This is a genomic window from Paenilisteria newyorkensis (assembly GCF_000766145.1).
Classification (GTDB): Bacteria; Bacillota; Bacilli; order Lactobacillales; family Listeriaceae; genus Listeria_A; species Listeria_A newyorkensis.
Map to the genome: position 1 here is coordinate 18617 of NZ_JNFB01000005.1, position 25175 is coordinate 43791.

Genomic DNA, 25175 nt, shown 5'->3' on the forward strand with positions numbered 1-25175 from the left:
AGAGGGAATGGTATAGATGGAAACACGGTTTATAGAGGCCACCCAAACACACGATTTGCGCCACCGCGTGCTAATTCCAGATCACCCAGTGGAGGCACTTGTCTACCCCGGAGACGAGGATCAGACGACGTTTCATGTTGGCGTGTTTGATGACGACGAGAAACTGGTTGCGATTGGGAGTTTTTACGAAGAATCAGATAACCATTTTGAAGGTGAAAAACAGTACCGATTACGCGGTATGGCGAGCGATTCAAACGCACGATTGCGCGGACTTGGGAAAGCAGTGATTGTGTTTGCAGAGGAAGAACTGGAGCGACGTGATGTGGATTTGCTGTGGTGTAACGCACGCGTGATAGCTACTGGATTCTACGAAAAAATGGGATTCTATTCGGTTGGAGAAGAGTTCGTGATTCCGAAAATTGGCGGACATTATCGGATGGGGAAAGATTATAAATGAGGATTGGAGTGCCTAGTTTGATTGGGCATTCCAATTTTTTATTGTGGGTAAAATCAAATTGTGATGAAGTCATGAAATCCAGCCCTCTCAGCGTGCTATACTTGAAGAGCCGTCTACCTCTAGAGACGAGAACTGCATCTAGGGAAGGAGGGAAACATGTGAATATCTTTTCTACCATTCTTGCGCCGGTCATTGTTGGTTGCGTCCTTGCAGTCTTCAATCATTGGTTAGAGACACGACGTAAGAAAAACAAATAGTAGACGGTTTGCTAACCAAAAAAGAAGCCCTCATCTCCTTACCCGAGATGGGGGCTTCGCTTTGGGTAACATATGAATATCTTCTACTGGATTCAGTATAACATATTTTTTCAAGATAATCTAATACGGAAATTTATACGTATCATAATCATAAATCACAATAACTGTGACTCTATTATTTTCATAATCAATTCCAAATCTTATTTTTTGATTAGTCTTCGAATCTTGAAATTCAATCATTTCTCCATATATCTCCGTATTTTTCTTCCTGTAATTCGTCCCATACTCCCGTTTTACATCAGCAAAACTACTCCCAACACCTATTCCCTTTTTTGTCATAAAATCCTGCTCGTCTATCTTGTCCCTAAGCTCCATTTAGCATCTGTTCTCACAATAAAATCAGCCTCATCGCCAAAATAATACGCATTCCCCTCATCCTCACGCGTCACCGTGAATTCCGGATAATAACGCCCGATATCCGCTTCATCCATGCCAATAGACAATTTACCGATGCCCTCATTTTTTAGCGAAGTATCCTCAATCGGCCAGACATTTTTAACCCACCGGACGCCCATGTATACCAACAATCCGACTAGCAAAATTCCAACAACCAGTAATATCCTTCTCAGCATTTCTCACCTTCCTAAAATCCGTAGACATTCCATTTCCGAAAAAGTGGCCTACACATGCAAAAAATTGCGAATCCAATCATGCCGCCTGCTGTATTTAATAGAAGATCATCCACATCGACGGAATGCGGAATCGCTTGGTATAGCAAGTTTTGAACCAGTTGCGCCGTCTCGATTGCAAGGGTAAAAATAAGCGCTGTCACCAACATCCGCTTCCATGTTACGCTATATTTCGAGCACAGCGGGTACAAACAGCCAAGTGGAATGAACATAATGATATTCGCAACCGCCTGAAAAACCGTGCCATAATTATCAAAATTCCGATAGACATATACCTCGCTAATCGTCGCGAATGGAATCACATTAACCCAGCGCATATTCGCAAACATCGTCTTTCGAAGCTCCGGATCAAGTTCAATTGGAAACAATGTAAAGCCGATGACTCCCGCTAAATAAAAGAACATGAAGCTTTTGAAAACAATTTTTTCGATGGGTGTTTTGTTTCGTATCCAGTTGATTAGAAATGGAATGTAAATTAGTGGTGCTAGGATGAGCAGTAATTCCGCTTTTATCGTCACGTTTGTCTCACCTGCCTATTTGTTTTTGAGCGTGCCATTTGCGGTGACCCAGTAGTAGCCGCTCTTATAGATGGAGCTGTGCTATTTCCTAGTTTCTTATTTTAACTATTAACATAAGATCAACCCTTCCATACTAGCGAATTAAATAGTTGCATCTCTCATCTTATATAACTCGTGATTACGCCCACGCTTCGAAATTTGTTTACTCATCCACCCGCCGAATAATTTCCACCAATCTCGGACTCAGCGATGGCCCCGGACACTCCGTCGTCTCCACCGAATTCCCCTCCGCACATTGATGCCCAACGATCCGCATCTTCCTTCCGTACCGCGTATTAAAATCTCGAATCAGCGTCACAAGCGAATCAATCGTCGCTTCACTAACCTTCCAATCCGGCGCTTCCGTAACATTACAACATTCAATCCCGATCGAATAAGAATTCGCCGCTCGTGCGTGCCAAGCTCTCTTTTCCTCGCCAACATACGCACGTATTTCCCCGCTCGGTCCAATGCCATAATGCGCCGAAGCCTCCCGTTCTCGCCAAACCTCAGGGACATCATCAAAATCGATTTTTGCCATGTGATGAACAACAACCGTCGTGATTTCTGCGCCTTCTCTGCTGTTCCATCTCTCCTCACCGGGATTCACAAAACTTTCAAAATCATGCGGGGTCGCTAGTGGACTAATCATCGCCATGAATTCGCCTCCTTGCTTTTTCTAAAAGTATAACACACGAAAACCACCCCAATTTCGGAGTGGCTCGTCTCATTATTTCTCTTCTCTCAATTTCCTGTTCCGTTCCGCCAATTCCACAAGATACATTTTCTCCTGCTTATCCGCTTTATAGAACATCAACGCAATCGCTGCAATCGCAAAGCCGACAATCGGAATCCAAATAAAATTGAACTCAATCGCATGTAGCGCGCTCGCGGATTGGACTTTATTCGCTTGATAACCACCCGCCGCTAAAATTCCTGCAGTCATCGCGCCACCAATTCCCATCCCGAATTTCGCGCCGAAACTCGATGCGGAAGTCAGCAATCCTTGTGCTCTCACACCACTTTTCCACTCGCCATAATCGACGGTATCGGCAAGCATAACCGACAGTAATCCGGAGATAAATCCAGTTCCAAACGCGTTAATCACAACGCCGACAATGATAATCGGCACGCTCAAGCTATACGCCCCAACGCCCATAATCACTTGTCCAATAATCGCCAAAATAAGTCCGCCGACCATCGTGTTTCGTTTGCCCAATCTTCCCGCTACAGCAGGCGTCATCAGCAATGTCAAAAGTGAACCAAACGCCAGCGCCATAATCATCGGCACCAAATCTTCACGTCCTAAATTGTACTTGAAGAAGTAAATCGTCGTTTGGTTTTTCATCGTCATAGCCATCCAGTAAATGAAGTTCATCAAAATCATAATTGCCCATGGCCAGTTGCGCTTAATCGCCTTTATACTATCTTTCACGCGCACCACTTTTTGCACATTTTCAATCCGTTCTTTCGTGTTGAAGAAAGTGTTCAGCAATAATACCACAGCCACGATGGAAAAAATCAAAATCGTGAGGAAAAAGCCTTTTTGGTCGTCTCCTTTTCCGAGTGCTGCTACGATTGGCAACGTGAATACGGTTACAATGATTTGCCCTAACGTACCACCAAATTGGCGAATTGTTCCCAAAACCGTTCTTTCTTGCGGATTATTCGTCAAACTTGGCAAAATCGATGTGATCGGCAAATTCACGCAAGAATATAAAATACCTACTAAAATATATGTGATATATGCCCATGCCAATTTTCCAGCGTCGTCAAAGCCTGGTGTCGTAAAGGTTAACACGCACATGAGGCCAAATGGAATCGCGAACCAGAGGAAGAATGGTCGACTTTTGCCCCAGCGTGTATTGGTGCGATCGATGAAAATCCCGATAATCGGTCCATCAAAGGCATCAATCACGCGCGCGACTAGAAATAGCGTTCCAACTGCGGCCGCGCTTAGTCCGTAAACGTCTGTATAGAAAAACATTAAATAGGTCGAAATAACTTGAAATGCTAGATTACATGCTGTATCACTTAAACCGTAACTAATTCGTTCTTTCCATGGCACCATTGCTTTCAATGGCTGTTCCGTCGATATTCTTCCTGTCGCTTCCATTAAATCTCCACCTTTTTTAGTAGTCAAGTCTGGGACATAAGCCAAATAAATCGGCGACAAGCGCTCGCATTCAGGTGATTTAGCGGACTTCCGGTTCTCATGTACAGTCGTACACTCCGCTTCCGGCTTCCACAAAATCACCTGAATACAAACGCTTTCGCTCGATTTGTGTGAAGCTCAATCTTCGTCTTACCCAAAATAACGGGCGAGGCGATTTTTTTCTTATTTGGAGTTTTGTCCCGACCTCTTGATTTTTTATGCTAGTTTGATTGTTTTTTCAGATGTTTCATATGTTTTTGTCCCTGATTCGTGTTGTTTGTGCCAGATGACTTCATAGTTCGCCAAGCCTTCCGTGTGAACCGTGATTTCGGAGTTGTTGTTTTCCACGCGAATCGTTGCTTTTTGCGTACCGTTTGCTTGGTAAATCACCGTTTCCGCGTGTGTGCTAGCCGTTTCAAAACCGTATACGTGAATCGTTGGGTTTTCCGCATAATCATATTCCGCGTGATCATCCCGCGAACCGCACACGATAATGCTATTTTCCTTCGCCAATAACGGGAAACTCATGTAGTCATGATGCTCGCTAACCCACGTCCCGCCGTCATAAACTTCATCTGTCAGGATATTCGTCCATTTGCCTTTTGGTAGATAAAACTCGCCGCGGCCTTCGTCGTTAAAAATCGGAGCTACGAGTAAATTCTCGCCCAGCATATACTGACGGTCAAGCGTTGCAGCAGCTGGATCTTCCATGTATGAAAGCACCATCGGACGCATCATCGGCATACCATCCGTGTGCGCCGTCACCGCTTGCTTAAACAAGTACGGCATCAAACGCATTTTCAGCTTCGTAAATTTCCGCGTCACGTCCACCGCTTCCTCATCGAAAATCCACGGCACGCGATATTCCACGTTCCCATGATAACGGCTATGCGATGACAACAAGCCGAACTGCGTCCAACGCTTGTAAATATCCGGCGTCGCGCCCTCCTCAAACCCGCCAATATCATGACTCCAAAATCCGAATCCAGATAGCATGAACGACAGCCCGCCGCGCAACGATTCCGCCATCGAGCTATACGTAGAAAGGCAGTCACCGCCCCAATGAACCGGGAATTTTTGCGAACCAACCGTTGCCGATCTCGCGAATAGTACCGCTTCTTGCTCACCACGCTTCTCCTTCAACAGGTCAAACACGACTTCATTGTAAATGTACGCGTAATAGTTATGCATTTTTTCAGGATCAGAACCGTCGAAATACTGCACATCGGTCGGAATACGCTCGCCAAAATCCGTCTTGAACGCATCCACACCCATGTCCATCAAAGCACTCAACTTATCGCGATACCACGCGCACGCCGCCGGATTCGTAAAGTCGACAATCGCTTGTCCTCCTTGCCATAAATCCCACTGCCACACGGAACCGTCCCAATTTTTAATGAAGTAGCCATGCTCCTTACCTTCCGCAAAAAGCGCCGACTTCTGAGCAATGTACGGGTTAATCCAAACGCAGATTTTCAAACCCTTCGCCTTCAAGTTCGCAAGCATTTTCTCAGGTTCTGGGAAAACACGACGATCCCACTCAAAATTGCACCACTCAAAATCCTTCATCCAGAAACAGTCAAAATGGAACACATCCAGCGGAATATCGCGCTCCTTCATGCCATCAATAAAAGCGTTCACCGTCGCTTCATCGTAATCCGTACAAAACGACGTGCTCAGCCATAAGCCAAACGACCAAGCAGGCGGCAACGCAGGTTTCCCAGTCAAATCCGTATACTTCCGCAAAATTGCCTCCATCGTCGGACCATAAATAATCATGTACTCCAGCGCCTCACCCGCAACGCTAAACTGATTTTTCGACACGTGCTCCGAACCAACCTCAAACGACACATGCTCCGGATGATTCACAAAAACACCATACCCCTTATTACTCACAAAAAATGGAATGTTCTTGTACGACTGATCACTACTCGTGCCGCCATCCTTGTTCCAAATATCCACCGTCTGGCCATTTTTCACAAAGTTCGTAAAGCGCTCGCCAAGCCCGTAAATGTTTTCTCCAACGCCCAAATCAAGCCGTTCGCGTATGTAATTCTGATCCGCAGACGTAATATAACCTTGCCCATTCACATCCGATTTCGTCAAAAACTGCTCGTTCCCGTAAAAAGACAACGCATAGTTTTCCTTATCAATCATGACTTTTAGATCACCAGACTGAATTGTAATCGCTTTCTCATCATCCGTCGTATTCAGAAGAACTTGCTGTTCATTAATCCCAAACGCAGGCGACTTGCGCTCTCCGCCATCATGATGCTTCAAACGTACTGTAAACACATCTTCTCGCGGCGAACTAATCTCCGTCGTCATCAAACCAAGATTCAGCGTATCCCCACGCGATTTAATTTTTTTAAAAGGAGCAAAAACGGTCACTGTATCCGCTTTCAAACTATAGTCAAATACTTCTTTCGGATTCTGAATTTCAAAACCCTCTTTCACGAGCCAAATACCATCTGTAAATTTCATCACTGGTCCCTCCTCATCAAGTTAGTTAGCATAATAAACTAACTAACATTATAATAATACGAACGTGACATTTTGTCAAGCGCTTTCTTATTAGACAAAGCCCTCATTTATCGCTACAATAGATAAGAGAACAAGGGGGTACCACAATGTTTGCAAATCGAACTGGAATTAGAGAAGCCAATGAACGCACGGTTTTGAGCGTCATCGTTAACGACGGTCCGCTTTCACGCGCGAATCTTTCCGAAAAAATCGGCCTAAACAAAGCAAGTGTTTCCGCCATCGTCAAAAAACTGATCGAACAACAATTAATCACAGAAATCGGTATCGGCGAAAGCACCGTTCAAGGCGGTCGAAAACCAATTATGCTTGAGCTAAATAAAGCAGCAGGTTTCGCGATTAGCGTGGATCTTGGCTACGATTACATAGATACGATGATTCATTACCTAGACGGCACCATCCGAAATCGCAAACTGCTTCCCTTTCGAACCATCGAAAAAGCCACAATCACCGCTGATTTAGTCACCATCATCCAAGAAATCACCGCAAAGCTCCCAAAATCACCTTTTGGCATCGTTGGTATGACCATCGCGATTCACGGCATTGTCCACAACAACCAGATTAACTTCACGCCCGCCTATGATTTCACTGATTTCCCGCTGGCCGAAGCCCTGCAAGAGCACTTTGACTATCCGATTTTCCTAGAAAACGAAGCGAATCTGCTCGCACTCAGTGAACACGCCAAGCATAGCGCCTACCACAATCTCGTTTGTATCAGTATTCACGCAGGAGTTGGCGCCGGAATCATCACAAACGACACCCTTTACACTGGCGAAAATGGCCTCAGCGGCGAGATTGGCCACATGATTGTCCAGGCAAAAGGAAATCCCTGCACGTGCGGCGGTAAAGGCTGTCTCGAGACCTACAGCTCCGAAAAAGTGATTTTAGACACGTATCGCGAACTAACGGATAATCAGGAAGCCATCATTCCCGACCTGTACCGCGCTTATGCCGCGAATGATGCCATTGCTACGAAGCTCATCGCGAACATGGTGGACTATTTGAGCATCGCCGTTCACAATGTCATCACGCTCTACAATCCAAAAGTTATCGCGATTCACAGTGAAATCAGTCGCCTCATTCCTGATTTCCCAGAGAAGATAGAGAAAAAATTACCATATTTGACCGCACAAAACATCGAAATCAAAAAAGCCAGCCTCGGCGAAGAAGCCATTCTATTCGGCGCCGCGGTTGTGACAATTTCCAACTTTTTAGAAGTCCCAAAATTTGAATTAAAATAAGAAAAGGCGTGCATTTACTTCGAAAAGTAGCTACACGTCTTTATTTTTTCATCTCGTATCAACCACCTCAAACCGCTGACACACAAGCAATAAATCTGGCGTAAACGTCAATCCAAACTGCTCTAATTCCGACGTAAAAAACCGTACATGCGCGTCATACCAATACTCATAACTAAGATCGCCCTCCCCTTCTGACCTCGCAAAGTCCTGCGACACCTCATTCATTTTCACAAGCTCCACTTCCGTATATCGAATAATTACCAATGGTTCATTTTTCCCATCCAAAACGATATTATACTCCCCAAATTCTGGAATCGGCTCGCCCTCTATTTCATGCACACAATGCGCCGCACACGAGGCCGTTTTAACGCCATCCACAACGAGCGCTCCCAACCGATCCGCCATTTCAGAACCATAGCCAAACGCCCACGCCTCTGGACATTCCAAGTCTAAGCCACGCTCCTTAGCAAATGATTCCCAGTATTTCTTAATAATCTCAGACATTTTTCTCGCCTCCTTTTTTCTGCATAAAACTAAACCATTTCTGGATTCTTAAACAACCCGCGCCATGTCCGCAGCATGATAATCAGACAAACCGTAAAGGCTCCGACATCTGCAAGTGGGAAGGCATACCAAACGCCGTCGAGTCCCCAAAAATTCGGTAGGATTAAGAGCAGTGGAATCAGGCAAATAATCTGACGCATCAACGAAATCACGAAGGAAATCCGCGCTCGGCCAAGTGCTTGATATAAACCACCACACACAATCTGGAAGCCAATCGTCGGAGCTGCTAACAAGACAACTTGCACCGCATGCGCCCCATCTTTCAGCAGTTGTTTGTCATTCGTGAAGACGCTAACCAATAAGTCTGGAAACAGTTCCACCACCGCAAAAGCAACGACGGACATCACGGTCGCGGCCACAATCGACATTTTCACAGCTTTCACCACGCGCTTATATTCCCGCGAGCCGTAGTTAAAACCGACAATCGGCTGCATCCCTTGTGTCACGCCATTAATCGGCATAATCATGAACGATGCGATTCTGTTCGCCACGCCATACGCCGCAATCGCCATCGTCCCACCATGAATATTGAGCATCCAGTTCACCGAAATCGACACGATACTCCCAGCCGACATCATGATAAACGACGGGAACCCAATCGCCATGATGCTTCCCGACAATTTCCAATCAATATGGAATCGGAACCCTTTTAACGTCAGCGAACTTTTGCCAGATAAGAAGTAGATTAACAGCCAAACCGCGCCAACCGCCTGCGCTATCAACGTTGCAAAAGCCGAACCTCGAATCCCCATATCTAGTCCCATAATGAAAATTGGATTCAAAATCATGTTCAAAACCGCCGAAATAATCATCGTCAGCATCGCAATTTTGGCATTGCCCTCAGAACGAACAATGTTATTCATCGCCATCGCAAAGGTTTGAAATACCGAGCCCAGCAGTAGAATTTGCAAGAAATCCTTCGCGTATTGGTGAATCTCCGGCGTCGCGCCAAACATCGTCACCAGCGGATCCAGGAAAATGAACGTGACAATCGCCAGCAGCAAACTCGAAATGACCACAAGCCAAATAACCTGATGATACACCCGGTTTGCTTCCTCGCCTTTTCCTGCGCCAAGTGCCCGCGAAATAATCGACGCACCGCCAATTCCGAACATCGCTGCCATCGCCATCATAATCATCTGTACTGGAAACGCAATCGAGAGCGCTGCCACACCAAGCGATCCAACGCCCCGCGCCACGAAAATCGTATCGACAATATTGTACATACCCATCACGAACATTCCGACAAACGCAGGAACCGAAAGACGCCACATCAACGAACCAATTTTATCCTCACCTAAGCGCTTACTTTGTTCCTTCATCTACTCACCCGCCTTCTCATGATTTTGCGCATTGTCCGCCATTCGAAGCAATAAATCGAGTAATTGCTCCCGCTCTGCTTCGGAAAATCCACCTGTCAAAACGCCAGACCACGCCTTCATCGTCTCCTCAATAACAGGTTGCACCGATTTCCCTTTTTCCGTCAAATAAACCATATGTTTACGCTTATCTTGCTGATTCACTTCTCGGCGAATCATGCCCAACTCTTCCAAACGATGAATATGCCTCGCCACGTTCGCCTTGTCCACCATAAATCGCTTCACAATCTCATCTTGCGACAACGCATCCTCATGATAAAGCGTCGTAATATAACGTAACTGCCCAACGCCCAGGCCATACTCCTTCAATCGCTCTAACTTAAATGTATTTCCACACCGATTCACGATAGACATCGATTTTGCAATAATCTCATAATGTTTCACCATAAAATTCCCCTTTTCCAACCTCTAAATGGTTGCGACATCAACTTTACTCATTATACCGAATATAAGTTCCCGCCGCAATCAAATTTGACTTTATCTAGCGGTTTTGACACAATAAATAGAGTAGAAAGCGAGGCTAGAACGATGCAAATCAAAAAACTAAAAGAGCGCTATCCCGACCTTACATATTCCGAAAAACCGTTAAAAATAAATACGACACATCTCTTCTTTTACGAGAATCCATACTATTTCGCGATTCCTAAGAAAACGCTCAGAAAAGAGGAAATAGACCTACTGCAAACGCTTTTCCAAGCACCAGCACCTGTTTTCAAAAACGAACGGCTCACCGAATGGCACGCATTACTATTCACGCAAGAATCGCTCACAATCAAGCCAGAGCCGCATTCTTACCGCATCACACAATTCCAAATCCAGTCCACACCGCCATCCAAAAAAACACTACTCGAGTGGCAAAAAGCGTTGATTAGTTTCTTCGCGCAGGACACCGAATTACTCATGCTGACCGATAATTACGGCATTTTGATTGAAAAAATAGCGGGATCCCTGCTCGGTGAAGAAGAACTCGATGCCATCGCGACAACGCTGGAAGGTGATTTTTACGTGCAGGTTCACTTTTTCATGGGACTATTCCACGAGAAAAACGCCTTGCTCCGCGACTTATTCGCCGAAGAACAACGCCTATTCCGGCAGCATTCCAGCCAACTCGTGCAAACCGTCGAATCCAACTGCTTACCGATGATTGCCGAGCAGTTGACACACAGCTTATTAGCGCGTGAAATCGGCCAGCTTTTTGAGAAAGATGAGACTTGGAAACCGCTGATTAAGGCGCTTTGGGAGCAACAAGGGAATCTGAGTATGACTGCAAAAGCGCTATTCATGCACCGCAACACGATTCAATACCGCATCGATAAATTTCAAGAATTGACGAACCTGTCGCTGCGAAAAACGGACGGGTTGCTGTTTGCTTATCTGAGTTGCCTGCTTTATGAAGCGAAAACATAAAAAAAGCTCTGGAATAATTTCCAAAACTCAAACGATAGAAAATGCTATTTTTAGATACGCTAACGGTTACTCGTCTGGGCGCTCCCTGCTCTGCGGTTCAAAAATGAAAAGTCCAATACCTAACACTACAATCCCAATGATTAATAGATACATCACATAGCCCCTTTTCAAACAAATACTAACAACTCTAATTGTTTACCCTATTCGAAAAAAAATATGCGCAAAAAAACGATTCTACTGTTTTGTACACGTGGAATCGTTTTTTGAGGTGTGCTGCCAACTTAAAAAAGCCTCCCGAAGAAGACTTTTCAAATCATTTACTTGGAATCGGCTCTTGAAGTAGCGCCTTACCTTCCTTATCCTCATAAGTAACCATCATCTCAACCAAGTCGGAATGCCAAACTGGGACGCCAGCCGTGCCTGCTAATTCGCAAAACTGCTCGAAATCAATGCTTCCGGATTGGGCTTGTTTCACCGCGTCTTTGATGGCAACTACTGATGAGGCTAGCGCCACGCTTTTCGGTACGCCGTTCAGCTGCGCTTCGACCTTCGCGCCCTCTGCATCCCAGAAAACATACATCCCCGTTTCCACGAGATAATCGTATTTCACGACGCCGGCCGCTTTGAATCCTTGCACGACTTTCGGGAAATCACCAGCGTTCGCCTCACTCGTCGCGACTTGCATAATTGTTTCTTGCGTTAACATGGGCTTACCTCCTACTTAAATGTCGTTAATTGCGGTGTCGTATAAATCGAATTATTATTGAAAAACAACAACGCCTGGTCAATATCGTATTTTTTCACGTAGGCTTGCAAATCGAGATTTTTATAATAACGTAAATCCAGCACGTGCACATTCGCATAATACGGCGCGATAAATTGGATAAACGCGTTCGCATACGAATCCTTGAAAATCAACAAATTCTTCTGCGTCAACGGATCTGGCGTCTTAATATGAAGCTCCGGATAATCTGTCCCAATGTAGGCTGTGTAACGATTCGCATACACCGCAGGATCCGTCAAACGACTCATCACATATAACGAATCGCGCTTCTCCTTGATCACATCCAATTGATACGGCGCACTCAGATTTTTCTGCTCCGCGACCATCACCTGATCCGACTTAGACACAAGCGAAGAAGTCGTTTTCCGAGCATCCGAACCGTAAAATGGCAACCCCTCCAATTTCCAAGTCCAATCGTCCACCGTCAATTGTTTCACGCCAGAATTCATCGCTTTCGCCACTTTTTCCGATGCTAAAAATGCGGCTTTGGCTTGCCAATGATGATCGGTATAGAAAAACATGTTTTTCTCGTTCTTATTTTTGTAAAGGACTTTCGAAACATCGATATTCTGCACATACTGCTCGTCGATAAGCGGCATCAAACGCTCGTATCCCTCACGCCCAAAACTCGGATAATAGGTCGGAAACTTGTCCTCAAACACCGTCGACTTATTCGGAACGATCACCAAACTGGTTGTAACGCCTTGTTTTTGCAATTCCTTACCTACATCATTCACACGCTCAGCGATTTTATCCGCATCAGCCTTTGTATATTGCTCCACTTTTGTCAGCAAATAGCCATCTGGCGCGACGTATACATCTTTGTACACATCTTGCCCCAGCGCCACTTGGTTCACGCGCATATTTAGCTCCGTAAACGCATCACGACGCGGAAATTGATCGTTAAAAAAGACATCCCAGCTCCTCATATACTGACCGCTTTTCACTGCCTCCGAGCTAAATGCAGGCTCTTGCGCCAAGTTACGACTTTCTAAAATAGACACTTGATTTTTTCCAGCAAACAGATAGAAGAAAAAAACGCCGAAAATAAAGAGTAGAAACCCAGTCGATAGTAGTATGTTAAATAGTTTTTTATTCACAGTTATTCTCCTAACGTTTTAAAATCTGAAATAAATGAATGGATTGAATGTCGAGCCAACAACGAGCGCGACGGAATATACGAAAATGAAAGCTAGAACTGCAAGTGTCGCCACGTCTTTTGTCACGTGGAGTGCTCGATGGCTTTGCATGAACGTTAAGAGTTTGTCGCTCGCAAAGAAATTTTTCACAAGCGGTGTACATGCAATGATTGCCACAATTAGAACAATTGCATATTCATGCATATAATACGTTGCTCGTGCATCCCAGAACACCCCGGAACCAAACATTGAGCCCAGATAACTCCAAATATCGCTCACATTGTCGATTCGGAATAAGAGCCAGCCGAAAATGATGACAATTAACGCATACACGTGTTGCAGCGCCGCGGGGACTTTCAGCAAAGCTTTGCCCAAAAAGGCTTTTTCCAGCATGATGAACAGCCCGTAGTACGCGCCCCAAAGCAAGAAATTCCAACTCGCGCCGTGCCAAATCCCTGTCGCCAGCCATACAATCGCCAAATTTCGATAGACCTTAATTGGAGAAACACGATTCCCGCCAAGTGGAATGTAGAGGTAATCTTTGAACCACGTTCCAAGCGAAATATGCCATCTCCGCCAAAATTCTGATACCGATTTTGCGATATACGGATAGTTAAAGTTCTCGAGGAATTTAAAGCCGAACATGCGGCCAAGCCCAATCGCCATATCAGAGTAACCGGAGAAATCAAAGAAAATTTGAAGTGAATAGAAAATCAAGCCAATCCAAGCTGTCCCGACCGATAAGCCACCGCCTTGACTTTGAAAAATCTGATCCGCAACAAGTCCGCAGTTATTCGCGATAAACATCTTCTTCGCGAGGCCTATAATAAAGCGCTTTACTCCACTCGTGAACAAATTAATATCGACTTTTCGACTCTCGATCTGATCCGCAACCGTCTGATAGCGCACAATCGGCCCAGCAACAAGTTGAGGAAACAACGATATGTATAGCGCGATATTCAATGGATTCTTCTGCACACGCCCGTCACCGCGGTACACATCCATCACGTAACTTATCCCTTGGAACGTATAAAACGAAATTCCAAGTGGTAAAGCAATCGCTGTCCATTCAAAATTGGAACCAAAAAACGTCTCGATATTAAAGACAACAAAGTTCGCATATTTGAAAATTCCTAAAATCGCTAAGTTTCCGATAACCATCAATGTGATAACTAACTTGCCGTGCTTTCCTTCCCGCTTCGCCTTGTCCGCGAGCAGTCCGAACACGTAGTTAAGTAAAATCGAAAGTAGCATGACATAGATGAATTTCGGTTCTCCCCAAGCGTAAAAAAATAAGCTGGCTAACAGTAACATAATGTTTTTCAATTTTTTCGGCGTGATAAGATAAATAGCTAAAACAAGTGGTAAAAATACAAACAAAAACGTCGTAGTACTAAATAGCATGACTTTTCTCCCTTTTCTCTCGATTCTTGAAGTTTTTTGAATACTATATATCTTATTCATTTTACTACGAGTAAGGGTAAAAAACAATATACATTTTACAACAAAATCGATACCGCGCAATAGGCAAGCAAGAGCGCCATCACAATGTTCAGTCCACGCTTATGTTCTACAAATATTTTGCTGAAAACCGAGCCAAACATAGCCCAGCAACACGTGCCTGAAAAGCCGACAACGGTCAAAATCAATATGAACAGGGATACTTGCCATACGCCGCTAAAATACGGCAAAACAAGCGTTGAAAAGGTCGTAATTCCGTATAAAATCACCTTCACGTTTATGAATTGCATTACCATGCCTGTAAAAAAGCAATTTGGGTCTAATCGCACTTTTTTCGCGTCTGGATTATTCGGTTTGTCTCGCAAAATCACCCAAGCTAGCCACAAAATGTACGCAGCCCCGACAAAACGCATAAATGGTTCAATAGTTGGGATAAAATCATATAATGCTGCGCTAAAAATCGCCGATGCTAGTACAATAACGAAAAAACCTGCCAAAACACCTAAACAGAACTTAAAACTCTTTTTAAAGCCGTCATTACTTGCATTTGACATCGCCATAATGTTATTTGGCCCTGGTGTGTAGGCTGTCAAAAATATATAGGATAAAAATGCTGCGATATTGAACATATTCTTTACCTTCCTCTCGTTGGATGATATAATACACAAAAAGGATACTATAACGTTTATACAGTATACGATACATTACGTGCGTTATATTGTCAACATGAAAGAAGGACAAATTTGTGGATAATATTAGTGCTGTCGTCTCAGAAAATCTAAAATTGGCTCGCCAGAAAAAACGCCTCAGCCTCGATGAACTAGCGAAACTCACTGGTGTCAGTAAGAGTATGCTTGGCCAAATCGAGCGCGGAGACGTCAATCCAACGATATCAACTTTATGGAAAATCGCGAATGGGTTGAAGGTTTCTTTTACAGAACTCGTGACAAAACCGAAGATTGATTATGAAGTGATTGATCGTAAAACGCGGGAACCGCTCATTGCTGATGACGGGAAATGTCGCAACTATCCGATGTTTACTTTTGACAGTGAACGCCGCTTTGAGACATACTATTTGGAGATTGATCCGGATGGAAGGTTGGAATCGACGCCTCATCCAGATGGTACGGAGGAGTTTATCACGGTTTTTTCTGGGGAGCTTGTGATTGCTACTAATGGGGAAGAGTTGAAGGCTAAAGATGGGGACTCGATTCGGTTCAAGGCGGATCAGGAACATGTGTATACGAATGCGAGCGCAGATGTTTGTAGGCTGAGCATGATTATTTACTACCCAAATTAGACAAAAAAGTAGCGTGAAGTTTGAATTTCACGCTACTTTTTTCATATTAAATCTGGAATACTTTTTGAATCATGGCAAGTGTTAATTTCGATGTGTCGCTGACTAATTCGTCTGTTCCAACGAGGCCAGTTCCGACGCCAATCGCTTTCATACCAGCGGATTTGATTGCTTCCACGCCAGCTTGGGCGTCCTCGATTCCGACCGCGTTTGCAGGCTCTACGCCAAGTCCAGCTGCTGCGACAAGGAAGATTTCTGGGTCTGGTTTCGAATGTGTGATTTTGGCTGCATCGGCAAGATAGTCGAAACTATCCGTCAAGCCAAGCGCTGCCAGAACCATCGGCGCGTTTTTAGAAACGGAAGCCAAGGCGATTTTCAAGTTTGCCGCGCGAATCGCAGCTAGCAATGGCTTGATGCCAGGCAAGATATCCGCGGCAGACAAGTCTTTCAACAACTCCACGTAATGCGCGTTTTTCTTAGCCGCCAATTCCTCTTTTTGCTCCAGTGTGAAGTCTTTTTCGCGCCCACCTTTTGCCAGAATCAAGTCGAGCGAATCCATCCGGCTGATCCCTTTTAGCGTCTCATTGAACGCCTCGTCGATCTCGATATCAATGTCCGCCGCCAACTGTTTCCACGCTAAATAATGAAAGTGCGCGCTATCCGTAATCACACCATCCAAATCAAAAATAACTGCTTCTAACTGTTTCACCGTATTCTCCCCTTCAGCAGAACCGCCACATTTCGGGCTGTTCGTTCAATATTTTCACGCGTTTTAGGCAAAATTTCAGCGAGCGTCCCAGCCGTTGCAATCGTTGGAAACACCGCATCTATTTTTGGATAAACCGCTTCAATTCCATCTCCAATACTACCACAAATTCCTATCACCGTCGCGTTTTCAGGCGCGCAGTTCGCAACACCAATCGGCGCCTTGCCAAAGACCGTCTGACCGTCCATGCGACCCTCGCCAACCACGATAATATCAGCGTCCGCGCAAGCTTCTTCCATCTTCAACTCCCGCAAAACGAGCTCGATTCCCGGCTCAAATTTCGCACCTGTAAAGAGCATCAAACCAGCACCCATTCCGCCACCAGCACCACTTCCCGGCAACTCGCGCACATCCTGTTCAAAAATCGAATAAAAGCCTTGCATCGCGTTATCCATGCTCGCAATCTTGTCCTGTGCCAAGCCTTTTTGCGGTCCAAAAATAGCTGCAGCACCGTTCTCACCACATAACGGATTCTCCACGTCAGCCGCAATCCGTATCGTCGTTTCCGCCAATCGCGAATCGAGATCCGTCAGCGAAACCGAACTAATCGCGCTCAAATTCGCACCAATCGCCGGCACCGGTTCGCCACGCAAATTGTAGAATCTCGCGCCAAGTGCTGCTGCCATGCCAATTCCGCCGTCATGGGAAGCACTTCCACCGACGCCAATCACGATTTCCCGTACCTTCGCATCCAGCGCATGCTTGATCAACTCGCCGACACCCGCCGTGCTCACCATCAACGGATTGCGTTTTTCTAGCGGCACTAAATGCAACCCGCACGCTTCCGCCATCTCAATAAACGCCCGCGTCCGATCCGCGCTAAACGCCATTTTCGCCGTCACAACTTCACCGAGCGGTCCCGTCACACGCACTTCCTCCATCACGCCACCAGACGCATCCGCCAGAATCCTGATTGTTCCTTCCCCGCCATCGCCCACAGGCAAAAGCTGATACTCCGCGTCTGGAAACACGTCAGCAAATCCCACTCGAATCGCATCCGCAACCTCCTGCGCTGTTAAACTTTCCTTATATGAATCTGGGGCAATGACTATTTTCATGATCGCTCTTCCTTCCAAAATTTAAATTTCTAGTCCAGTCGTCATACAATGCTTCTCACCAAAAATGTGCATCTGAATTGGTGCCGTCGTGTCTTTTGTCACGCGAATTTTATCCGATTCCAGCTCGATTTCCAAACGTTCTCCGTGCCATACGAACGAAAATGCCAAGCGCTTCCATCCAGCCGGTAGTCGCGGATTCAAATGCAGTTCGCCATCCGCAATCGCCACACCGCCAAATCCGAATATCGCAGACAGCCAAATCGCGCCAAGCGACGCCGCATGTACACCTTCATCCGTCCCACCAGGAGCCGCTTCCAGATCAATTCGGCACGCTTCCTCGAAGAAACGATACGCCTTCTCCGGCTGACCAACCCGATTCGCCACAATCGCATGAATCGCCTTACTAAGCGAAGAATCATGAATCGTGTGCTCCTCATAATAATCCAAATTCCGCGCCACAATTTCCTCCGAAAACAGATTCGGCATCAAATAAAGCAACATCACCACATCCGCCTGCTTCAAAATCTGCATCTCATTCACTTCCGCACGCGAATAATCCAGCAAAATCGCCTGAGATCCCTGCCGCGCCTTATATTCCGACAAATCAATTTCCGGTTTACCCAAAAACGTATCATCTTGCGGAATCAACTTCGACACATCCGGCTGCGGTAAATAAATTTTCCGTAAAAACGCCTCGCATAAATCATAAAATGCCGTATGTTTTTGGCCATATTTAGACATAAACCGCAACGTCTGGTACACATTTTCGTGCGCCAAATAATTCGTGTATGCATTATTATCCACATGTTCTGTATACTCGTCCGGACCGATTACATCTAATATAACATATTTTCCATCCTTTAATACAGCCCTACTTAACCAAAAACGCGCCGTTTCCTGCAAAATTTGCAAACCATCACGTTCCATAAACAGTTCATCTTGACTCGCTTCGTAATAATTGACCACAGCATGCGCCACATCCGCCACAATATGGTGTTCCGCAAGAGCCGACGCCACTTTTTGACGCTTCCCAGTGCGAACATTAATCGCAGCAAATTCAGGCGTCTCTTCTTCTCCACTAAACGCGCTCTCCCAAGGAAATAACGCTCCTTGATAGCCATTTTTCGCTGCCTTTTCACGTGCCTGCTCCAAATGAAGATAACGATAGCGCAACAACTTCCGAGCCTTTTCCGGATGATTATACAAATGAAACGGCGCAATAAAAATCTCCGTATCCCAGAACACATGCCCCTTGTAACCTTCACCCGTCAGCCCTTTCGCCCCAACGCTAAAACGCTCATCGTGAGCCGGTGTCATCGCTTCCAAATGATACGCCGCAAAATCCAGCGCCAACTGATCAAACGCATTTTCCGACGTCACCTCCACCCGATAATCCTGCCAAAATTTCTGCCAAGAACCGCGCGATTCCGCCAAAGCTTCCTCATAACTCTTCGCCGCGCGTATTTCACCGAGTCCAAATTCCGCTGGGTTTTCCGTCTCCAAACTCGTCGCGATAACGCTTACCTTTTCCAGCGAAAACGGTTCATTCTCCGCCAACTTCTGGTTCACCGTCACGAGCAACTGCCGATTCTTCGCTGCAAAACTACCTGGCGCGCTAATCATCGACGTCACCGTCACATCCTGCCCACTTTGCGTCGTCACATAATCGCCCTGCATCCACGTTTCACTAAACACACGAAGCGATTTTTCCACCAAATGTTGCGTCCCAAAGTTCGTCTGCTGACCATCAATCCCCGTCCGAATCCGCACATCCGCGTCCCCCGAAAGGCTCGTAATCGCCACTTTCGCATACACCTTATGTAATTCCTTCTTACTTACAAAGCGTTTCAAACAAAGCCCGAACCGTTTCCCATTCGGATGCTGCCAAACTAATTCACGACACACTTCCCCTGTCGCCAAATCGAAAACTCGCTCAAAATCCTGCACTTCCCCGCTATGCATCGAGAAAATCACACCATCGATTTCGAACTCAAACCGCGTCACATCAGGCAAATTCACCAAATCCGAACTCACTTGCCCCTGCGCTTTATTATATATTCCCGCCACATACATGCCACGCGTTTGCTCCGGATAATCTTCCTCAAATCCCGCGCGGACGCCCATGTAGCCGTTCCCCGTCGTCATCAAACTCGCATACGTATCGAAATAATGCGGATCTATTCTACTCTCCCGTAATACACTGATTCTACTCATAAATATACACTCTCACCTTTTTCTGCTGATTCGTAAATCGCCTCAATCAAACTCTGAACCTGATAACCCTGCTCCCCGTCAGCCACCATAACTTCCGCACCAAGCACTCGGTCCACAAACGCCTGCATACTTTTTGCATGTCGCTCCTCGTCCGCCGTTTCCTTTTTCAAAATTGTGATCAATTCGCCAGCCCGATCCGTGTAAATCTCTGCCGGAAACAACGTCGCACCAGCCTCATCACCGAAAAATTCGACATTCAGCACAGCCTTCTCTTTCATCTGCAATACAAAAGACGTCTCCAACTGCAACAAGCCACCATTTTCAAACTCAATAAACGCAAAAATCGCGTCCTCTACATCGTATTTGGCAGGATCCCACGTTCCAAACGTACCTTCCGACTTCTTTGTCCCAATTTTTTGAAACATTTTGGCGGTCACTTTCTTGACCTTTGGAAAATCCAATACGTACATCGCCGCGTCCAACATGTGAATGCCGATATCGATCAGCGGTCCACCGCCTTGCAACGCCTTATTCGTGAACGAGCCCCAACCAGGAACGCCCGAACGACGCAACGCCTTCGCTTTCGTCATGTAAACCTCACCCAGAACGCCATCCGCGTAAGCCTGCTTCACCTCTCGCATATCCGTCGCAAACCGGTGATGAAAATCATACGCCAAAACAAGCCCCTGTTTCGCCGCCAAATCACGCATCTGCTGCGCCTCATTCGCCGTCATTGCAGGCGGTTTTTCACACATAACCGCAGCACCATGCGAAAGCGCCAACATCACATTATCAAAATGAAACCGATTCGGCGTACAAATACTCACCATATCCGGTTTTTCCGCCTCAAACATCGCCGACGCATCCACGTAACTACGCGCAAAGCCATTCTGTTCCGCAAAATCCCGTGCACGCCCTGCATCTGGATCCACGACCGCGACCAGTTCCAACTCCTGCGTCCGCGTTTTGTAATACGCCGCATGCACCTTCTCGGCCACTTGCCCCGCACCAATAATCGCCACTTTTTTCAACTCATGTTCCCCCTTGAAATACTGCCTCCAAAATCGGATTTTAGAGGAGTATCGTATTTCTGAATATAGAAAAACTACAATCTATGATTTACCGCCAAACCTCAGCGTGGCGACAAATGCTTAATTTCTAGGCAAAAGCGAGTACCAGCGCGGAGCGTACTAAGGCACGTGAGCACTGGAGCGGAGCTTTTAACGACGAAAGTGAGCGTTTGTCGCCACGCTGAGTTTATCTACAATTCTTCAAATGTTCCAATGCATCACGATACGCTTTTTCCGGGTCATCCGCACGAACTCGGCATTCAAACGTCAAGAACCCGCCGTAGCCATCCGCCTTCAACTGGTCGAAATGCTTTTTAAAATCAAGCGATCCACTGCCCGGCTGATAGCGATGATTGTCCGCCACATGCACGTGCTCCACTAAATCACGATTCGCGTGAAGTGCCTCCGAAATCCCGTCTTCTTCAATATTCATATGGTAAAAGTCCGCGATAATTTTCACATGTTTCAAGTTATTTTGCTCAATATAACGACGCGCATCGCCCAGCAAATTAATCATATGATCCTGATAGCGATTCAGCGGCTCCAGAAAAATCGTCGTCCCCGTCTCTGCCGCAACCCCGTCCAAATAAACGAGCGACTCACTCACAGCTTTAAAATCACCAGCTTCCGAACGCGGCGAAACCATTGGTGGCAAGCGATACGTGAACATTCCCCAAGCCGCAGGAACCACAATTCCTTTCCCGCCAACCTCTTGCAACGCCTCCAAAATGACCTTGATTTCTTGTAAACCGCGCAAACGACGCTCTTCGATGAAATCACCGATCCAGCCATCATAACCACCACACGCCGTCGAAACCGGAATCCCAGTCGCCGCAATCGCCGCTTTGATCTCCGCCACGTTTTCCACGAGCAGTTTTCCGTCGATTTCGAACCCTTCAAAACCCATTTCCTTCACATATTCGAATTTCTCCATAATACCCTCTGGAAAAAATGCCTGATTCTGCGTCCCAATTTTCATAACTGTCTCCGTCTCCTTTTAAAGTTCGATTCCCATCTTAATACTCAAATCCGGATTCTGATCTACGTACTTCATGTAAGCTTCCGCACTCTCGTCCAAACTCACAATCGGGTCGATCAAATCTTCACAATCAAGATACCCATTCATCAAAAGTTCCCAACACGTTTCCTCAATCCGCTTCCGATTCCATCGCGGATAATCCGGATTCGGCTCACTAGACGCGCGTGCAAACACGATTTTGGCATTATTAAAATGCGCTTCACGTCCTAAATTAAAGCCATCCGGGAACGGCTTCGCGAACGCCACATACGAAATAATTCCGCCATACGCAATCCCGCGTAACGCTGCTTCAAGCGCTTGCGAATTCCCACTCGTTTCAATAATCGAGTCCGCGCCAAGTTTGCCAGTCAATTTTTTAACTTCAAATCCAACGTCCGTTCCAATCGGGTTAAAACAAGCATCCGCGCCATGACGCATCGCAATTTCGCGACGATGTTCCAATGGATCGACACCAATCACGATACTCGCACCAGCCTTTTTCGCCAGCTGAATCGCAATTTGGCCAATCGCGCCGAGCCCAACGACCACGACATAATCACCCGCACGTACATGCGCCTCACGAACACCACTCATGGCAAACTGCGCCGGATCATAACAAACCGCATTTTTCCAACTAGCGCCCTCTGGCATTTTGCGCAATTTATAATTATCGACCGCCTTCACGATCACCGTCTCCATAATCGGCCCGTAAGAGCAAACCATGTCGCCAATCGCGTACTCCGTCACGTCCTCGCCAATCTCAACGATCTCGCCGACAACCATGTTCCCAAGCTGAAACTCACCGAACACGATCCCACGCGCCGAACCTTCCGGACGCGGCATAAACATATTCCATTCCTCGTTGAATTCCTCATCAATAAACGGGCTCACACCGCGAAAATCAACGACCTCCGTTCCATGTTTCGGCGACGCAAACTTCACCTGAATCCGAGCCTCATCCTTCGCCAGCTCCCGATCCACATACTCCACCAAATCCGCAACCCGCGGCTCCGTAGCAATCAACTTTCTCATTATCCAAACTTCCTTTCTAAATTCCAAATCCATTTCCTGTAAAATTTCATAAAACACAAAACATACTTGCGTACGTAAAACTAGAACAGCATTTTTAACAGTGCAGGTAAATCGTCCCTCACCCAGACATTCCTTCCAACACCAAGGCACTTTCGTGCCTCCAAACATGAGTCAGAGTGCCTAGAAGCTTTTAGCTTCTAGGCAAAAGTGAGTACCAGGTGCGGAGCGTACTTGCGTACGTTAACTGAAAACAGGGAGGGAGTATTATCCCCAACCATGTGAGAAGTTATGCGAAACTCCGTGTAGAAGAGCACTGGAACGGAACTTTTAACGACGAAGATGAATGCTTCTCGTCGCTCTGGCCTAGCCTTTGACGCCGCCGTCGGTAAGATTTCCTTTGATGAAGCGTTCTGACAAAGCGTACATGATAACAACTGGTAGTGCTGTTACAAGGGACGCCGCCATCATTCGACCCCAAATATAATCTGGTGTACTGAACAGCGTATTCAAGCCAATTGGCAATGTAAACAATTCTGAATCCGACAAGAATATCGATGCAAACAGATAATCATTCCAAGCTACCATGAAGCAATACACGAACACCGAAACAATCCCTGAGATCGCCAATGGCACAATAATCCGCAAAATAATCTGCATCCGATTCAAACCATCCATCATCGCTGCTTCCTCGATATCCACTGGAATCGTATCAAAATAACTAATCAGCATGAAAATCGCAGTCGGTAATGTCTGCACAACCATCGTAATAATCAACGCCGTTCTCGTGTCATATAACCCAACACTCGAAATAATTTTAAACAACGGCACAATTAACAAAATTCCTGAAAACATGTAAACCGTGTAAAAACTCGCATTGATCGTTGTTCGCGCTCGAAAACGCAATTTTGACAACGCATAAGCGCCTAAAATCCCTAAAACAACCGCAATTCCCGCTGCAACTAACGCAACGATAAAACTATTTTTAAAATACGTTAAAAATGGGAAAATATCTGGGTTGAAAATATCTAAATAATGCTGAAATGTCCAGTCCTTCGGGAAAAACGTTGGCGTCGTTGAAATCGCCTCTTTTGGACTCTTAAATGACGTCATCATCATAATCAAGAATGGAAACAGCGTGAACAAGAGAAATAACACTAAACTCACATAAAAGACAATTTTCTTCGTCCGTTTTGATTTTTTACTACTTACCGCCATTTAAATTCACTCGCTTTCTTGTAACCATGATGACCACGAAGATGATGACAAACAGAATCACCGAAATCGCCGATGCTTTACCTAAATCGTTGAACGCAAAGGCCGTTTGATACAAGTAAACTCCAAGGATATTGACCTTGTTCGTCAACAAGTATACGTCGGTGAACATGTAGAACATCCAAATCGCACGCAAGGTCACAACGGTCGCCAAAACTGGCATGATCGCTGGTAACGTGACAATTTTGAATTTATCCCAAACGCTTGCCCCGTCCATTTCTGCTGCTTCATAAAGCGACTTATCTACCGTTTGCAGAATCGCTAAAAACGAAATGAAGGCATACGGGAAATAGCGCCAAATCGCGAATAACACGACTAAAATGAAACTTGAAACGGGATTATCAAACCATAGCGGCGCGTCTTTCCAAAGGTGCAGAATATCGCCACCAACATAATTGATCACACCGTAACTATTGTTGAACATGTATTTCCAAGCAAAAATCAGTGAAATCGACGGCGTTACGTATGACAAAATGATAAGTGAACGCGCCGTTTTCCGGAATCTGAACTCCCGGTTGAAGAAAATCGCAACCAGAAGCCCCATTCCTGTACTACCAACAACTACTAGAATCGTGTAACCAAACGTTAAAGCCAATGACTTATAAAATTCGGCATCCGTTAAAATATCAATATAGTTTTGCAAACCGATAAATGTTGAATCCAAATTCGGATTGAGCGGTAACTCTAAAAAGCTAATTTGAATGTTTGAAATCATCGGATATGCCACTAACACAAGTAATAAGAGGATACTAGGCGACAGCAAGGCCAGCGCCATTTTTGCATCCGAGCGTTTATATGCTTTTGTTTTCATAGTGCC

Annotated in this window: 26 protein-coding genes; 5 read left to right on the top strand and 21 right to left on the bottom strand. The window is 45.7% G+C overall.

Going from position 1 to position 25175, the window contains the following annotated elements; genetic code table 11:
* Nucleotides 1-16: 16 nt before the first annotated feature.
* Together EP58_RS01755 and EP58_RS17765 are read left to right on the top strand one after the other, a co-directional pair.
* Complete coding sequence (locus tag EP58_RS01755) at nt 17-457, top strand: GNAT family N-acetyltransferase (protein ID WP_036089307.1); 441 nt, start codon at nt 17-19, stop codon at nt 455-457.
* A gap of 71 nt (nt 458-528) precedes the next feature.
* A complete protein-coding gene (locus EP58_RS17765; RefSeq protein ID WP_112859901.1) occupies nt 529-714 on the top strand; it encodes a type I toxin-antitoxin system Fst family toxin in 186 nt (61 codons plus the stop codon).
* Nucleotides 715-834: 120 nt separating this feature from the next.
* Here EP58_RS17765 and EP58_RS01765 read toward each other — a convergent pair whose 3' ends face one another.
* From EP58_RS01765 to yicI, 6 genes are all read right to left on the bottom strand, one after another.
* Nucleotides 835-1053, bottom strand: a complete 219-nt coding sequence (locus EP58_RS01765; RefSeq protein WP_137657330.1) for a hypothetical protein — start codon at nt 1051-1053, stop codon at nt 835-837.
* A 14-nt stretch (nt 1054-1067) separates the two neighbouring features.
* A complete protein-coding gene (locus tag EP58_RS01770; protein WP_036089312.1) occupies nt 1068-1346 on the bottom strand; it encodes a hypothetical protein in 279 nt (92 codons plus the stop codon).
* 11 nt (nt 1347-1357) lie between these two features.
* A complete protein-coding gene (locus tag EP58_RS01775) occupies nt 1358-1921 on the bottom strand; it encodes a VanZ family protein (RefSeq protein WP_036089314.1) in 564 nt (187 codons plus the stop codon).
* Nucleotides 1922-2123: 202 nt separating this feature from the next.
* A complete protein-coding gene (locus tag EP58_RS01780; RefSeq protein ID WP_052171323.1) occupies nt 2124-2618 on the bottom strand; it encodes a peptidoglycan recognition protein family protein in 495 nt (164 codons plus the stop codon).
* A gap of 72 nt (nt 2619-2690) precedes the next feature.
* Complete coding sequence (locus EP58_RS01785; protein WP_036089316.1) at nt 2691-4076, bottom strand: glycoside-pentoside-hexuronide (GPH):cation symporter; 1386 nt, start codon at nt 4074-4076, stop codon at nt 2691-2693.
* Nucleotides 4077-4331: 255 nt separating this feature from the next.
* Nucleotides 4332-6599, bottom strand: a complete 2268-nt coding sequence (yicI, locus tag EP58_RS01790) for an alpha-xylosidase (protein WP_036089318.1) — start codon at nt 6597-6599, stop codon at nt 4332-4334.
* Nucleotides 6600-6745: 146 nt separating this feature from the next.
* On the opposite strand from yicI, the gene EP58_RS01795 reads away from it, so the two are divergent.
* Nucleotides 6746-7897 (top strand): ROK family transcriptional regulator, encoded by a 1152-nt coding sequence (locus EP58_RS01795; RefSeq protein ID WP_036089321.1) that lies wholly within the window; start codon nt 6746-6748, stop codon nt 7895-7897.
* Nucleotides 7898-7945: 48 nt separating this feature from the next.
* Here the strand turns inward: EP58_RS01795 and EP58_RS01800 are convergent, their stop codons facing one another.
* The 3 genes from EP58_RS01800 to EP58_RS01810 are packed head-to-tail and all read right to left on the bottom strand — an operon-like array spanning nt 7946 to nt 10227.
* Nucleotides 7946-8401 carry an ASCH domain-containing protein gene (locus EP58_RS01800; protein WP_036089323.1) on the bottom strand — a complete coding sequence of 152 codons (456 nt, stop codon included), beginning with the start codon at nt 8399-8401 and terminating at the stop codon, nt 7946-7948.
* A gap of 29 nt (nt 8402-8430) precedes the next feature.
* A complete protein-coding gene (locus EP58_RS01805) occupies nt 8431-9783 on the bottom strand; it encodes an MATE family efflux transporter (protein WP_036089326.1) in 1353 nt (450 codons plus the stop codon).
* Nucleotides 9784-10227, bottom strand: coding sequence for a MarR family winged helix-turn-helix transcriptional regulator (locus tag EP58_RS01810; protein ID WP_036089327.1), 444 nt, complete (start codon nt 10225-10227; stop codon nt 9784-9786).
* A gap of 141 nt (nt 10228-10368) precedes the next feature.
* Between EP58_RS01810 and EP58_RS01815 the strand changes: the two genes are divergently transcribed.
* On the top strand, nt 10369-11247 hold the full coding sequence (locus EP58_RS01815) for a helix-turn-helix domain-containing protein (protein ID WP_036089329.1): 879 nt from the start codon (nt 10369-10371) through the stop codon (nt 11245-11247).
* Nucleotides 11248-11560: 313 nt separating this feature from the next.
* On the opposite strand, the gene EP58_RS01820 is transcribed toward EP58_RS01815, so the two are convergent.
* From EP58_RS01820 to EP58_RS01835, 4 genes are all read right to left on the bottom strand, one after another.
* Nucleotides 11561-11953, bottom strand: coding sequence for a DUF1398 domain-containing protein (locus tag EP58_RS01820; protein ID WP_036089332.1), 393 nt, complete (start codon nt 11951-11953; stop codon nt 11561-11563).
* A gap of 11 nt (nt 11954-11964) precedes the next feature.
* Complete coding sequence (locus tag EP58_RS01825) at nt 11965-13131, bottom strand: DHHW family protein (RefSeq protein ID WP_036089334.1); 1167 nt, start codon at nt 13129-13131, stop codon at nt 11965-11967.
* An 18-nt stretch (nt 13132-13149) separates the two neighbouring features.
* The gene (locus EP58_RS01830; RefSeq protein ID WP_036089337.1) at nt 13150-14574 is read right to left on the bottom strand and encodes an MBOAT family O-acyltransferase; all 1425 of its coding nucleotides are present in this window, start codon (nt 14572-14574) and stop codon (nt 13150-13152) included.
* Nucleotides 14575-14669: 95 nt separating this feature from the next.
* Nucleotides 14670-15260: a LysE family transporter gene (locus EP58_RS01835; protein WP_036089338.1), complete on the bottom strand. Its 591-nt coding sequence runs from the start codon at nt 15258-15260 to the stop codon at nt 14670-14672.
* 116 nt (nt 15261-15376) lie between these two features.
* Here EP58_RS01835 and EP58_RS01840 point away from each other — a divergent pair, with 116 nt between their 5' ends.
* Nucleotides 15377-15931 (top strand): helix-turn-helix domain-containing protein, encoded by a 555-nt coding sequence (locus EP58_RS01840; RefSeq protein ID WP_036089339.1) that lies wholly within the window; start codon nt 15377-15379, stop codon nt 15929-15931.
* A 46-nt stretch (nt 15932-15977) separates the two neighbouring features.
* Here the strand turns inward: EP58_RS01840 and pgmB are convergent, their stop codons facing one another.
* The 8 genes from pgmB to EP58_RS01880 all read right to left on the bottom strand — a co-directional run bounded on the left by pgmB (nt 15978) and on the right by EP58_RS01880 (nt 25169).
* Nucleotides 15978-16637 carry a beta-phosphoglucomutase gene (gene pgmB, locus EP58_RS01845; RefSeq protein ID WP_036089340.1) on the bottom strand — a complete coding sequence of 220 codons (660 nt, stop codon included), beginning with the start codon at nt 16635-16637 and terminating at the stop codon, nt 15978-15980.
* Nucleotides 16634-17752, bottom strand: a complete 1119-nt coding sequence (locus tag EP58_RS01850) for a glycerate kinase (protein ID WP_036089344.1) — start codon at nt 17750-17752, stop codon at nt 16634-16636. The genes pgmB and EP58_RS01850 overlap by 4 nt, the downstream gene beginning before the upstream one ends.
* Nucleotides 17753-17773: 21 nt before the next feature.
* Nucleotides 17774-19957: a glycoside hydrolase family 65 protein gene (locus EP58_RS01855; protein ID WP_373862718.1), complete on the bottom strand. Its 2184-nt coding sequence runs from the start codon at nt 19955-19957 to the stop codon at nt 17774-17776.
* Nucleotides 19958-19962: 5 nt separating this feature from the next.
* Nucleotides 19963-20997, bottom strand: a complete 1035-nt coding sequence (locus EP58_RS01860; protein ID WP_036089346.1) for a Gfo/Idh/MocA family protein — start codon at nt 20995-20997, stop codon at nt 19963-19965.
* A gap of 226 nt (nt 20998-21223) precedes the next feature.
* A complete protein-coding gene (locus tag EP58_RS01865; protein ID WP_036089347.1) occupies nt 21224-22015 on the bottom strand; it encodes a sugar phosphate isomerase/epimerase family protein in 792 nt (263 codons plus the stop codon).
* Between the two features lie 18 nt (nt 22016-22033).
* Complete coding sequence (locus tag EP58_RS01870) at nt 22034-23086, bottom strand: zinc-dependent alcohol dehydrogenase (RefSeq protein ID WP_036089349.1); 1053 nt, start codon at nt 23084-23086, stop codon at nt 22034-22036.
* A 363-nt stretch (nt 23087-23449) separates the two neighbouring features.
* Nucleotides 23450-24301 carry a carbohydrate ABC transporter permease gene (locus tag EP58_RS01875; RefSeq protein WP_036089351.1) on the bottom strand — a complete coding sequence of 284 codons (852 nt, stop codon included), beginning with the start codon at nt 24299-24301 and terminating at the stop codon, nt 23450-23452.
* Nucleotides 24288-25169 (bottom strand): carbohydrate ABC transporter permease, encoded by an 882-nt coding sequence (locus EP58_RS01880; protein WP_036060744.1) that lies wholly within the window; start codon nt 25167-25169, stop codon nt 24288-24290. The genes EP58_RS01875 and EP58_RS01880 overlap by 14 nt, the downstream gene beginning before the upstream one ends.
* Between the last annotated feature and the right edge of the window lie 6 nt (nt 25170-25175).